Origin of the sequence: Virgibacillus tibetensis (assembly GCF_036026595.1) — a bacterium.
Taxonomy (GTDB): domain Bacteria; phylum Bacillota; class Bacilli; order Bacillales; family Amphibacillaceae; genus Virgibacillus_P; species Virgibacillus_P tibetensis.
Genome location: NZ_JARZFX010000015.1, coordinates 1 through 13,259 on the forward strand (window position 1 = coordinate 1; position 13,259 = coordinate 13,259).

Genomic DNA, 13,259 nt, shown 5'->3' on the forward strand with positions numbered 1-13,259 from the left:
ACCCTAGTATTGTGGTAACAGCAATACCGCCTGTTAGGCACATGTACACCGAGGGTGTATAGAACGAAGCAGGACGGGGTGATGACACACCCCTTAACTAAAGACTAGTACAAAACAGAAATGGACTGCGAACGGTTTGGTACTTTAGAATCCCATTGCTTCAGCTGTGGGAGTGTCAAAAGCATTAGAAAGCAATATAGATAAAAACGTAGTAATCGGTACTCATGGTAATATAATGGTGTTAATTATGAACTATTTCGATAATCAATATGGATTTGATTTTTGGGAGGAACTCGAAATGCCAGATATCTATAAACTATCATTTAACGAAAAGAAACTTATAGATGTTCAAAGGATATGGGGAATAGCCTCATGATGTCCAGAGACAAGAGAAGTAAGGACTTCATGGTAAAACGAATTTAAATAAAGTCACAAAAAAATTATGACTATTATTGTCTATTATCTCCCTTAACCCTTGCCTCTACAATGTCTCGAAATTAAATTATCTCTCTCCTTACACAATAACAACGTTCTTTAAATAAAAATAACATTCCTTGTACCGAAGATTTCCTGACGTGAATCAGCTGAATACTGCCATTAGAATTTACCACCCTTGACATGTTATTTACCACCAATTGCCACGGAATTTACCATCGATTGCCAATATATTTACCACAATTACCTGGAAGCCCTACGGGTATCATTTTGAGAGCTGTAAGGTTTTTTGACCCTTCAAATTAAACCAGGTATTGGAATACTAGATTCCAATACCTGGTTATTTCATACCGATCTTTTATTTGCTAATTCCCTATTAATTATCTCTATACCCCACCGAACAAGTTCATCAATATCTAAATCCTCGTTCTCTGTGTAGATACATGGGGGCAACAGTTTATCTATTATTTCGTACATCACTTCATTAGGTAAATAATTATGAAAAAAGTACTTTGCTATACGATTTTCAACTTCTTCTGGGATCATTTATACACCGCCAGACCATGACGTTCTCTCATTGAGACTTCTCCATCTATCATAATTTGATAGGAATCGTGGATAATACGATCTAAAATTGCTTCGGCAATAGTCTCGTTTCCTAATTTCACATGCCATCCATTGGGATCGATTTGTGAACAGAAAATAGTTGAAGCTACTTTATGACGAGATTCAGTTATTTCTAATAATATAGCTGCCTCATCCGATGTTAAATTCGTAAGTAACCACTCATCTAGTATTAGTAAATCGACTTTCGTATACTTTTTTAATGATTTTCCGATAACTTCCGTCAGCTGCTAGTTTTGCGAGCGACAATTCATCTAGTAATTCTGGTAAGCGGATATATTTTACTTTATAGTATTGCCGGCAGGCAGCTATTCCAAATGCAGTGGCCAAGAATGTCTTTCCTGAACCTGTTGGTCCTTTTAGTATAATATTATGGCTGTCATGTATATAAGTACAGCTGGCCAGCTTTAATATAAGCTCTTTATCTAGTTTGCGATCATTATGATATTCTATATCTTCGATAGATGGATTTGAATTTAAAAATGTTGCTGATTTTATTAAGCGTTGAAGCTTATTGTTTCGGCGACGAGATTGTTCTATGTCAACAAGTAAAGAAAAGCGATCTTCAAAACTCATCTTTTGAAACTCTTTGTTCGACGCCTGCTCTTTATACGCTTCAGCCATACCACTTAATTTCATTTCGTGTAGTTTTGACAACGTCTGTTCATTCATCATTTAGTTTACCTCCATAATATGCAGCTCCACGTGTGAAACCATAGCTATTTTTGTTTATTTCCGTTTTGCGTTTTAGCTCTTGCTCCGCATCATTCTTTTTATTATTCTTTAATATGGTTTGAATGCCTTTAACGGTCGGTCGTTTAGTCATTGAAATAATCATCTTACATGCACGTTCAATTTCATATTTTGAATAACGACGTTCAGACTTTTTTAGTGAGAATATAGATTGTACTGCTAGTTTTTCAGTTTGAGAGGCGTCAAGAATATATTGAACGACGTTCAATGTTGATGGACCAATACTCTCAGCCCATTCGTTCGCAGCCTCAGGTGTTTGATCTACAAACAATTTATGATTATCAGGCATATGATCATGAATGCTGGATAATTGACCAAATTTCCCATATAATCTTTTGTGAGAAGCTATTCGCATATGATTAAAATAAACTTCAACTAAATCATCTGTGAGCCTTACTTCCACTTCTCGATTGATGTATTCGTATGGAACCGAATAAAACATACTTTCGACAGATACGTGGTAATCAGGGCGTACTTTCACATTATTCCACTTAGACATTTTGTAAGGCGTGATTGGAAGGGTAGAAAGGGCGAATTTCTCCTCTTCTTCAAACGCTGACAAGCGACAACCTTTCTTTCGGGTAAAAGGTCGTTGATTAAATTCTTCTAATTTAATCCAAACTTCTTCATTCAATTCATCAATACTGAAGCATTGAGTATTCCTTAATGCTGCGATAATCCATGTAGAAATAACACCAACAGCTCCTTCGACATTTCCCTTATCTTTTGGTGAACGCACACGTGCAGGCATCACCACAGTATTATAGTAATCTGCCATTTCCCTATAAGTCGGATTAAGAATTAACTCCTTCAAAGTATGTTTTGTCACACCAGTCTTCAGATTATCAGGAACAATGATTTGTGTAACGCCACCAAAGTACTCAAATGCATGGTTGTGAACAGTTATCCATGAATGTAAATCCATTGATAAGGTAGCTTCCGCATATGATAATTGGCTACATGGCAAGGTAGCCACGAATACGTAGGCCTTTACCTTCTCCCCAGTATCTCTATCAACGATAAAAGCTGTTGAACCTGCCCAATCAACCTCCATGATTTCAGCTGGCTTCCTTCGAATACGTAACGTAGCTTTATACTTGTCCGCATAGTTACTGTAGTGGCGGGCAAAACTGCGATATGAGTATGGTATCTTTTCATTCGCTCGGCATTCAGCTTCATATTCATGGTGAAGAAGTGAAAGAGTCACATTCGGTTTCGCTAACTCTTCATGAATATAATCAAAGTTCAAAGGTTGCCTACCAGAACCCTCCATAGTCTTTTCCGGAAAGAGAAATTCTTCAATCCACTGATCCGTCATTTCCTCCTCTAAGGGACATCTTAATCCCTTCTTTTTAGCCCTCTCAATAACTTCTGTGACCTTGGGACGGGAGTTACCCGTACTTGAGGCGATACCTCTTAGACTGATTTTGTCGTGATATAATTCCAAAATCTTCCGATAATGAATCAAACAAAAAACCTCCTATATAAAAGTGTCACACCACCATAGGTGTGCTCACTAATTATATAAGAGGTTTGAGTTGGTAAACAGCTTGGCAATCGGTGGTAAATTTCGTGTCATTCAGTGGTAAATAATATGGCAGAGGTGGTAAATTTCAGTGGCTGTAATCATCAGCAGCCTTTCGGTCTTTCGATAATGATTTAAGGATCAGGGCTGTTAGGCGATGGCACGGTAAAAAAAGCAAGTAAAAATCCCCCTCGACACTGTTGAGAGGGATAAACGCTATAGGGATGATTTAAGGAAGTTTATTATTGTTTTAGAAAATCAATTTCTATTTCATTTTTTCGAGGTTCACGTTTAAACAGATATTCACCATTACGAATGGATGCAAGTACTTCTGCACGTTCACGAATTGCTTCATATGCATCTTGTGCATCTAAAACGATAAAGTTAGCTGGTTTTCCTACTTCAATGCCATACTTATCGTTAACTCTCATAATGTGTGCACCGTGGTATGTTATCAGGTCAAACGCCTTATTGATTTCATCAATGTGTGTATAATGTGCTAAATGGATACCATTGTCTAGAATGTTCATCATATTTCCATTCCCTAATGGATACCAGTAATCCGCAATGGAATCTTGGGCAAATGCGACATTATTTCCATTGTTTAATAACTCTTTTACTCGTGTTAAACCACGACGTTTTGGATAATTGTCGCCACGTCCTTGTAAATGTGCGTTTTCAGTTGGACATGAAATAAAGTTAATTTGTGATTCTTTAAATAAACCTAACATTTTATTTGCATAACTGTTTTCTACAGAACCAAAGCTACATGTATGACTTGCGGTTGTGTATTTACCATAGCTTTCTTCCATAACAAGCGCGTTTAATACTTCTAAAAACCGACTATTTGGATCATCGTTTTCATCACAGTGAATATCAATCATTACGTTATATTTTATTGCCATGTTGACAATACGCTTTAATGATTCAACGCCATGTTCATATGAAATTTCAAAGTGAGGAATTCCTCCCGCTACGTCAGCACCCATTTTAAGTGCATCTTCCATTAAACGTTCTGCACCTTTATATCTGAAAAATCCTTCTTGAGGAAATGCTACAAGTTGTAATGTAACGATATCTTTCAATTCTTCACGCAGTTTAATTAAAGCTTTCATCCCTGTTAGATTGGGATCAGTAATATCTACATGTGTACGAATAAATTGAACCCCTTTACTCACTTCTTTATGAATTCCTTTAATCGCACGCTCACGTACTATTTCTTCAGTCAATGTTTTCTTATTATCACTCCAACGCTGGATACCTTCAAATAACGTACCTGAAACATTTGCATTTCCTTCGCCCAGCCCTGAAAAGATGTAATCTAAGTGTAAATGTGGATCAACATATGGTGGCAACACCAAACGGCCTTTTAGATCAATCACTTCATCAGCGCTGTTTAAATCATTACCTATTGCTTTAAACCGATTGTTTTCTACTAGAATTTCATGAGATTCTGAATCTCCGTAGATAGTCGCATTAATAAATTTTTTCATATATCATTTACTCCTTTACATTATCACTTTATACAGTTTATCAAATTGTATCAATAGAACTCATTATTTTAAAATAATATGTGTTCCTTTAACTGTTAAAAGGCACTCCAATACTAAGGATTGTAATATACCCGTAATTCATTGAAGAATAGTATTTTCTATCCGAAGCAATTATATAAGGCGTTATCCCATTCTTTAATATAAGATGAATGAAATAGATATATTTCATACTGTTAAATGGAATGTTAAAAGGAAATTACATAACCGAATTATGATTAGATTCTACCAATTGGTGGTAAGCGATGATTGTACCAAAAATTAAACAATCTATTTTAGGAGGTAGCGATTTATGAAGAAAACATTATGTGGATAACTGCACCAACTTTAGCGCTCGGACTAACAATAGGGGTCAGTGCTGGCGAGACGCAAGCAGAAGAAAGAGATGATAATACAGAGGTAAAAGTACATCAAAATGCACAGGCGGAAGTGGAAGTAGATGCAGCTAATTTCAAGGATCAAAAAGCCGTTGAAAAAATTGAGAAGATTGATAAAAAAATAACTTCCATAAACGAAGAAACACAAATTATTTCTACAACATTGGAAAATGTTGAGCTTAGTAAAGGAGAAATTAATTCTACTGAGGGAGATCTCAGTTCATTGAATAATAGATTAGATGGCGTCGAAAACCAATTATCTGGTCTAACCAATAATAAGCTTGATCCTCAGTCCTTAGAAGTATTAGAAGTAGAAGAGGAGATAGAAGAGGCACGAGGTGCAGTATATACACTTCAAAGTATTCTTAGTTCGCTTACTCCAGTAGGATAAAATCAAGAAGCAGTTGAAGAGGAAGAAGATAACGTAGAAGAACCTGCTGAAGATGGCACAGAAGAAACAGAGGAAGAGGCAGAGGAGAACATTGCTGAAATTGAAGCAGCAATCGACCAGAAGCTAAATTCCATAAGTGAAGAAGCACAAATTGTTTCTACAACATTGGAAAATGGTGAACTTACTAAAGGAGAAATTAATTCTACTGAGGGAGACCTCAATTCTTTGACTAATAGATTAGATGGCGTCGAAAACGAATTATCTGGTCTAACCAATAATAAGCTTGATCCTCAATCGCCAGAAGCATTAGAAATAGAAGAGGAGATAGAAGAGGCACGGGATGAAGTATATACACTTCAAAGTATTCTTAGTTCGCTTACTCCAGTAGAAGAAAGTCAAGAAGCAGTTGAAGAGGAAGAAGATAACGTAGAAGAACCTGCTGAAGATGGCACAGAAGAAACAGAGGAAGAAGCAGATGAAAACACTGCTGACATTGAAGCAGATATCGAAGTTAACACAGCCATCCAAATTAATGCGTAAAAGATAATTTAGAATAAGGATAAGGTGAGCATCGAGAGGTGGATCACCTTATCTTTTCTTTTGTTATGGGGATTGGGATCGGTTACGGCGGGCCGACGATCAAACAGAACGGGCTGAGAGTTCGTTAGTAGAAGAAGGACTTACCTATTTTTACAGCAATACTGATACTAGTTTAAAATCGGAGCATTTTATTTCCAAGTGTTAAAGAAATTACTAGAAAAATATATGATTTCTTAAAAAGATGATTTCTGTCCTACACAGAGGTCATTTTTTTGTAAGTTTTTTTCGGAAAGGACTGGACTTTAGGTTTGCCATCTTTATGTGGAATAATAAAATAGCAGAAGTAGAGAATAAAAGAGGGTGGATCGTGTTGCATACAGGTAAATAGAAAATTTTTTAAAATGCCTTTGGGTTTATGTAAATGCAGAGGTGTGATACAACAAACATAAGAAGGAAGGGAGATACTAATGACAAGTGGAAAAGAAATAATAGAGACTGGATGGAACTTAGACAACAGTTATGCTGGCTTGCCGGAAATATTTTTTTCCAATCTTAGTCCCAATCCTGTACGCTCACCGAAATTGATTATTTTAAATGATATGTTGGCAGCATCTCTGGGGTTGAACCGACAGGCTATTCAAAGTGAAGAAGCTGTAGAGGTTCTTGCTGGAAACCGGGTTCCCGAGGGGGCACTGCCGATTGCACAAGCTTATGCTGGTCACCAATTTGGCCATTTTAACATGCTAGGGGACGGGCGTGCTCTGTTGGTTGGCGAGCAGCTTACTCCTCAAGGTGAGCGGGTTGATATTCAGCTTAAGGGTTCTGGTAGAACGCCATATTCCCGAGGTGGTGATGGCCGAGCTACACTTGGACCGATGCTGCGTGAATACATTATCAGTGAAGCAATGCATGGGCTTGGTATTCCTACTACCCGCAGCCTGGCAGTAGTGACAACTGGTGAGTCGGTAAGGCGTGAAACCGACCTGCCTGGTGCAATCATGACCCGTATAGCTGCCAGCCATTTGCGTGTCGGTACCTTTCAATACGCTTTGAATTGGGGTACATCTGAGGATATCCAGGTCTTGGCTGACTATACTCTTAATCGCCATTTTCCAGAAGTTGAAGCTGATGATAGTCGATATCTTTCCCTGCTGCAGGAAGTGATCAAAGGCCAGGCTGTACTGATTGCCAAATGGCAGCTTGTTGGATTTATTCACGGGGTAATGAACACCGACAACATGTCCATTAGTGGAGAAACAATTGATTATGGACCTTGTGCTTTTATGAATAACTACGATCCGAAAACTGTATTTAGTTCCATTGACACCCATGGCCGTTATGCCTTTGGCAATCAACCACCTATTGCAGGATGGAATCTTGCGCGATTTGCTGAAACACTAGTGCCACTGTTGCACGAAGATCAAGAGAAGGCGGTGGAAATTGCTCAGGATGAGATTTCAAATTTCCTGGTGTTATATCGATCTGAATGGCTCAACGGAATGAGAAGGAAACTGGGAATATTTAATGAAGAAAAAGAGGACGAGTCTCTGTTTGAGGATCTCCTTCGTATAATGGAGCAGTATGCTGCTGACTATACCAATACTTTTCGTGCATTAACTTTGGGTATTCCAGAGGATTTCGTTCTGTTCGGAACCCCGGAATTTATCGAATGGCAAGAGCGGTGGCGGGCAAGGTTAGGCAGGCAGGAGGAATCAAAGGATGCATCGCATCAGTTGATGCAAAGCAGCAATCCTACAGTAATCCCCCGGAACCATCGGGTAGAAGAGGCATTAGAAGCAGCTGTAGAACGTGAAGATTACAGTGTGATGGAGCGTCTTCTTGAAGTTCTATCTAATCCTTACGACCACACAACCGGGCAGGCTGAGTATGCCGTACCGCCTGCGGAATCAACCGTTCCATATCGAACCTATTGTGGGACGTAGTGAGAAGCATTAATACAGGCAGGTCTTGCACTAAAAAAGGAGTAAAAATAGATGAGGTTGGGACAAGAGAGGGATTATTCAGGAAAATCCGAACGTTAACGCCTGAGCAAATGTACCGCTTCGGCAAAATACTTCGCTTTTTCGTGGGCACGGCTTCAGCTAACTGTGTGAAGAAGAGCACTTCACACAGTGGATCTTCAGCTCGTGCTGTTCCCACAGGAGTCTGCGTATTTTGCCTACGCTAAGTTCCGATTGTTCGGATTCTCGTTCTTCCCATTTAGTTATGTCTCGGCCTTTATCTAAAGTTATAATTTCTTCTTTTTAGCTTTTGTTCGCTTACATACTTTTTTGATTCTGTTTTTCCATCTTATGCAACGTGTGTTTCGATCCCCATTCATGCATAGCTTCTAAAATAGGTTCCAAGCTTCTGCCATATTCTGAAATGGAATACTCAACTTTTGGGGGAACCTGGGGATATACAACGCGCTCTATAATGTCTTCGTCTTCTAATTCGCGTAATTGCTTTGTCAGCATCCTCTGTGTAATGCCAGGCATACTCCGTTTCAGTTCGCTAAAACGTTTTGTGCCTTCCTGTAATAAATACAATAAAATTACAGGCTTCCATTTACCAACTAAAATCCCCAATGCATCCTCGACACGACAATATTCTGGTACTTTCTCCATTTTTATCCCCTCCATAGTATCTTTTTATATACTATACCACTTAAAAGTGCGTACTTACTATATTGTTTCATATATTCTATAATTGTATTATACAGGTTTGTTATGCTGGCTGTTAAGTAAATCGACAATAAAGCAGCAATATATATTTTTAATTGAAAGGTTGAGAAATAGATGGAAAAATATCGCATTGATCAAAGTAAAGGAATGGAATTCGGACTTTATACATTAGGAGACCATATCCCAAATCCCTTAACAGGGGAGAGGATTTCTACAGAGCAACGTATCCATGAAATAATTGAATTAGCTAAGCTGGCCGAGCAGGCAGGGGTTGATTTTTTTAGTGTAGGTGAAAGTCATCAGGAGTATTTTACAACCCAGGCACACGCTGTTGTTTTATCAGCAATTGCCCAGGCGACAGAAAAAATCAAAATAGCAAGTTCCTCTACGATTATCAGTACATCGGATCCCGTACGTGTGTTTGAGAACTTTGCGACAATTGATTTGATTTCGAAGGGCCGTGCAGAAATTGTTGCTGGGCGCGCCTCAAGAGTAGGCCTCTTTGATTTATTAGGCTATGATATTCGTGACTATGAAGAGTTATTTGAGGAAAAGTTTGATCTATTAATGCAGATTAGTGAAAAAGAGGAGGTTAACTGGAGCGGTCAATTCCGTGCTCCATTAAAAGATGCAAAAGTTATTCCGCGTCCCCTAACTGGTTCGATGCCAATTTGGCGAGCAGTTGGTGGGTCACCTGCAAGTGCCCGAAAAGCGGGTAATGCTGGTGTGCCAATGTTCCTGGCTCATTTAGGTGGACCAGCTACTGTTTTTAAACGATCCATTGATGCTTATCGCGCTGCAGCAAAAAGCAGTGGCTTTGATCCATCCGAACTGCCAATTTCAACTGCCGGGTTTTTCTATGCGGCTGATACTACACAGCAGGCGCAGCGTGAGACATATCCGTTTATTAATGAAGGGATGAAGCTGACGAACGGACAAGGCTTTCCCAAACAGCATTTTGCACAGGGAGCAGACCCGCATGATGTAATGAATATTGGCAGTCCACAACAAATAATTGAAAAAATTCTCTATCAGCATGAACTATTTGGCCATCAGCGTTTTATCGGGCAAATGGATTTTGGTGGGGTTCCATTTGATAAATTAATGAAAAACATTGAACTGATAGGAACAGAGATTTTACCAGCAATCAAGAAGTATACGAAAGGTAAGTAGGGGGTAGAGACTATGAAAATCGTCGGTATATCAGGTTCAAAAGTAGGTTCGAAAACAAGAACAGCTATGAACTATACAGTTAAATCCATCAATGAAAATTACCCGGAGGCTGACGTAACATTGATTGATTTGGCTGACTATGACGTTCAGTTTAGCGATGGTCGTAATTATTTGGATTATGAAGGTGATACAGGCTTTGTAACGAAAGCAGTTATGGAAGCTGATGCAATTATTATCGGTACACCGATTTTCCAGGCATCTATACCAGCCACGTTAAAGAACATATTTGATTTACTTCCTGTAGACGCATTTCGCGATAAAGTGATTAGTATGCTTGTTACAGCAGGTTCGCAAAAGCATTATTTAATTGCAGAACAGCAATTAAAACCAATTTTATCGTATATGAAAGCCCAAATTGTTCAAACGTTTGTTTTTATTGAAGAAAAGGATTTGCATCGAAAAGAAATTTCAAATGATGACGTCTTATTTCGTATCGACCGTTTGATTGAAAATACAATAGTGCTAACGAAAACATTTAAGGAAATTCGTGAATCAAAAGAAGCAGAATATGGTTTTTGAAATGGAAGACACCTTTGAGCAGCAGTTAAAGGTGTCTTCCATTTCTTCTCCGACTAAAAAGCTCTGATGCATATTGCACATCAGAGCTTTTTTATAGAATGGGTTAATTTTAATAAAAAGTGCTAGCATAGGTTGCCGAGATCAGCAAAAAATGGTATGCTGAATAAGTCACTGTAAAATTATGAAAACGTATAAATGTATCCAATAATATTATACCATCTAAAATTATGGAAGTCAATAAAAAAAGAGTAATTTTGAGAATGGAGTCGATTTAATGAGTCACGATACAGACAATCGCGCTACCGAACAGAATCGGGTGGATCTTGTAATTCACGAAATTAATAAAAAAGAGGAGAAGATATATTCTAAATCTGCTGGCTTAAAAGACAGCGTGATTGAGCTGCGGAAAAGCTTCTGGGAAGATGTTACTGTCAATCTGGATGAGCCTGATGACGTGATTGAAACACAGGCGAGTATTAAGCAGCAAGCAGAGTTGTTATCGGAAAGAGAAAGATTTCACGGGAAACTTGGCGAAGAATTAAAAACGTTAAAACGGCTCAAGGACTCTCCTTATTTTGGAAGGATTGATTTTATAGAAGACCCAGGAGAGGAAGAGGATCATATTTATATTGGTATTTCATCATTGATGGATAATGACGATGAAAATTTTCTGGTTTATGATTGGCGCGCTCCCATATCTAGCCTTTATTATGATTACTCACCTGGAAGGGCTGCATTTGAAACAATCGAAGGATCTGTAACAGGCGAAATTTCACTGAAGAGGCAATTTATTATAAGACAAGGTGTAATTAAAGGGATGTTCGATACAGGGGTTACGATAGGCGATCACCTTCTGCAGCAGGTACTTGGGAATAACGCAAGTACCACAATGAAGAGTATTGTAGCTACCATTCAAAAGGAACAAAATAAAATTATTAGAAATGAACGAAGTGACCTTTTAGTTGTCCAAGGCGCAGCGGGAAGTGGGAAGACATCTGCAGCCTTACAGCGTATTGCCTATTTAATGTACCGTTACCGGGAAGAATTGAATGCAGCCAATGTAGTTCTTTTTTCACCAAATCCATTGTTTACGAGTTATATTTCCAATGTACTTCCGGAATTAGGGGAAGCAAATGTGAGACAAACGACATTTTTGAATTTTTTGGAAAGAGGAATTGGCGATAAGCTTGCAATTGAGTCACCATTTCACCAAATGGAATATGTATTAACTGAAGGTAATAATGCGGAATACGAAACCCGTATGAAGAGTATTGACTATAAATCAAGCTTGAAATTTAAAGAGCTTATCGATGAATATATTTCTTATTTACATGGACAGGGGATTCGATTTAAAAATATTACTTTTCGCAAGCAAATACTTATCTCCAAAGAGAAAATAAAAGATTATTTTTATGGATTAGATGAAAGTATAGCGATACCGAATAAAATGGAACTCGTCTCAATGTGGTTGCTTAAGGAATTGCGTCACTACCAAAGGGATGAAGTAGATAAAGATTGGGTGATGGAGCAAGTTGAATTAATGGATAAAGAGGATTTTCTAAAAGCCTATTATAAATCCCAGGATATAGACGATGAAAATGACGTTGTTGTCGAGGAAGAGATTCTGCGCAAAGTGGTGGTGAATCGGTATTTCTCATCCATTAAGAAGCGTGTGAAACAACTTCAATTTGTTCATGTACTAGCAACATATCAAAAACTTTTTACGGAATGGGATCCCCAGGAAAGTCCTGAGGATTGGGAGAGTATTAGCACATTAACGGCTTCTGATCTATCCCAATGGTCTTTAACGTGGGAGGATGCAACACCTTATCTGTATTTCAAAGATAGATTGCTGGGAAATCACGCTGACCGGTCTGTTCGTCATTTGCTGATCGATGAAGCGCAGGACTACTCAGCATTTCAATATGCCTATATAAAACATATATTCCCGTATACGAGATTGACGCTGCTCGGTGATATTAACCAGGCGATATACACGTATGCTACAAAAGAAAACCCTCTCGTCCCAGCTGGAGATCAATTAAAACACGAAAGAATTACCCTGACAAAAAGCTATCGTTCCACAAAACAGATCGTTGAGTTCACTAAATACTTTGCACCTGGTGAAGAGCTGATTGAGCCTTTTAATCGGGAAGGAAGTAAACCACGACTTTTAAAACTAAATAAAAAGGAAGATTTAGTTGAAGTACTGAAGGCTAATGTGGAAAATCTTCAGAGCATAGGGTATGAAACAATTGCGATCGTATGTAAGACTTTAAAAGAAAGTGAAATTATTTTTAATCTGTTGCAGGGTAAGGTTTCGGTGAAAAAGGTTAACGAGGAAACATACACTTTTGAAAAGGGATTGTTGGTGCTTCCTGTTTATTTGGCTAAGGGGATTGAATTTGATGCAGTTATTATTCCCGACGCATCGAAGGAACAGTATGATTTGCAGTCAGACCGCACGCTATTTTATACAGCATGTACAAGAGCAATGCATGAGCTTGTCATGATAACCGAGAGCGAGCCTTGTAGCTTTATCGAAGATTGTCCAAAGGAAACATATGAAGGAAGTCTTGTATAGAAAATCAAAAAAAAGCCTATTGCGGTTAATTGACCACAATAGGC

10 protein-coding genes and 1 pseudogene are annotated in these 13,259 nt (G+C 38.4%); 6 read left to right on the top strand and 5 right to left on the bottom strand.

Going from position 1 to position 13,259, the window contains the following annotated elements; all coding sequences use genetic code 11:
- Positions 1–780: 780 nt before the first annotated feature.
- The 4 genes and pseudogenes from QGM71_RS18320 to QGM71_RS18335 all read right to left on the bottom strand — a co-directional run bounded on the left by QGM71_RS18320 (position 781) and on the right by QGM71_RS18335 (position 4,830).
- Positions 781–981 (bottom strand): hypothetical protein, encoded by a 201-nt coding sequence (locus tag QGM71_RS18320; protein ID WP_327609019.1) that lies wholly within the window; start codon positions 979–981, stop codon positions 781–783.
- Positions 978–1,734 (bottom strand): annotated as a pseudogene (gene istB / locus QGM71_RS18325) (IS21-like element helper ATPase IstB). The gene QGM71_RS18320 and the pseudogene istB overlap by 4 nt, the downstream one beginning before the upstream one ends.
- Positions 1,724–3,280, bottom strand: coding sequence for an IS21 family transposase (istA, locus tag QGM71_RS18330; RefSeq protein ID WP_327609020.1), 1,557 nt, complete (start codon positions 3,278–3,280; stop codon positions 1,724–1,726). The pseudogene istB and the gene istA overlap by 11 nt, the downstream one beginning before the upstream one ends.
- 299 nt (positions 3,281–3,579) lie before the next feature.
- Entirely contained in the window at positions 3,580–4,830 is a 1,251-nt protein-coding gene (locus QGM71_RS18335; protein ID WP_327609021.1) for an amidohydrolase family protein, read from the bottom strand.
- A gap of 363 nt (positions 4,831–5,193) precedes the next feature.
- Here QGM71_RS18335 and QGM71_RS18340 point away from each other — a divergent pair, with 363 nt between their 5' ends.
- From QGM71_RS18340 to QGM71_RS18350, 3 genes are all read left to right on the top strand, one after another.
- The gene (locus QGM71_RS18340; RefSeq protein ID WP_327609022.1) at positions 5,194–5,655 is read left to right on the top strand and encodes a hypothetical protein; all 462 of its coding nucleotides are present in this window, start codon (positions 5,194–5,196) and stop codon (positions 5,653–5,655) included.
- Positions 5,656–5,880: 225 nt separating this feature from the next.
- The gene (locus QGM71_RS18345) at positions 5,881–6,195 is read left to right on the top strand and encodes a hypothetical protein (RefSeq protein ID WP_327609023.1); all 315 of its coding nucleotides are present in this window, start codon (positions 5,881–5,883) and stop codon (positions 6,193–6,195) included.
- A gap of 467 nt (positions 6,196–6,662) precedes the next feature.
- Positions 6,663–8,138, top strand: a complete 1,476-nt coding sequence (locus QGM71_RS18350; RefSeq protein WP_327609024.1) for a protein adenylyltransferase SelO — start codon at positions 6,663–6,665, stop codon at positions 8,136–8,138.
- 336 nt (positions 8,139–8,474) lie between these two features.
- Here the strand turns inward: QGM71_RS18350 and QGM71_RS18355 are convergent, their stop codons facing one another.
- Positions 8,475–8,822, bottom strand: a complete 348-nt coding sequence (locus QGM71_RS18355) for a winged helix-turn-helix transcriptional regulator (protein WP_327609025.1) — start codon at positions 8,820–8,822, stop codon at positions 8,475–8,477.
- Positions 8,823–8,993: 171 nt separating this feature from the next.
- Between QGM71_RS18355 and QGM71_RS18360 the strand changes: the two genes are divergently transcribed.
- From QGM71_RS18360 to helD, 3 genes are all read left to right on the top strand, one after another.
- Positions 8,994–10,052: an LLM class flavin-dependent oxidoreductase gene (locus QGM71_RS18360; protein WP_327609026.1), complete on the top strand. Its 1,059-nt coding sequence runs from the start codon at positions 8,994–8,996 to the stop codon at positions 10,050–10,052.
- Positions 10,053–10,064: 12 nt separating this feature from the next.
- Entirely contained in the window at positions 10,065–10,631 is a 567-nt protein-coding gene (locus tag QGM71_RS18365; protein ID WP_327609027.1) for an NADPH-dependent FMN reductase, read from the top strand.
- Positions 10,632–10,905: 274 nt separating this feature from the next.
- Entirely contained in the window at positions 10,906–13,215 is a 2,310-nt protein-coding gene (gene helD, locus QGM71_RS18370) for an RNA polymerase recycling motor HelD (RefSeq protein WP_327609028.1), read from the top strand.
- Positions 13,216–13,259: the final 44 nt, after the last annotated feature.

Bases quoted from the DNA above. Each gene is read 5' to 3' on its own strand.
- QGM71_RS18320 (WP_327609019.1), bottom strand. From the start codon at position 981: ATGATCCCAGAAGAAGTTGAAAATCGTATAGCAAAGTACTTTTTTCAT.
- QGM71_RS18335 (WP_327609021.1), bottom strand. From the start codon at position 4,830: ATGAAAAAATTTATTAATGCGACTATCTACGGAGATTCAGAATCTCAT.
- QGM71_RS18340 (WP_327609022.1), top strand. From the start codon at position 5,194: ATGTGGATAACTGCACCAACTTTAGCGCTCGGACTAACAATAGGGGTC.
- QGM71_RS18350 (WP_327609024.1), top strand. From the start codon at position 6,663: ATGACAAGTGGAAAAGAAATAATAGAGACTGGATGGAACTTAGACAAC.
- QGM71_RS18355 (WP_327609025.1), bottom strand. From the start codon at position 8,822: ATGGAGAAAGTACCAGAATATTGTCGTGTCGAGGATGCATTGGGGATT.
- QGM71_RS18360 (WP_327609026.1), top strand. From the start codon at position 8,994: ATGGAAAAATATCGCATTGATCAAAGTAAAGGAATGGAATTCGGACTT.
- QGM71_RS18365 (WP_327609027.1), top strand. From the start codon at position 10,065: ATGAAAATCGTCGGTATATCAGGTTCAAAAGTAGGTTCGAAAACAAGA.
- helD (WP_327609028.1), top strand. From the start codon at position 10,906: ATGAGTCACGATACAGACAATCGCGCTACCGAACAGAATCGGGTGGAT.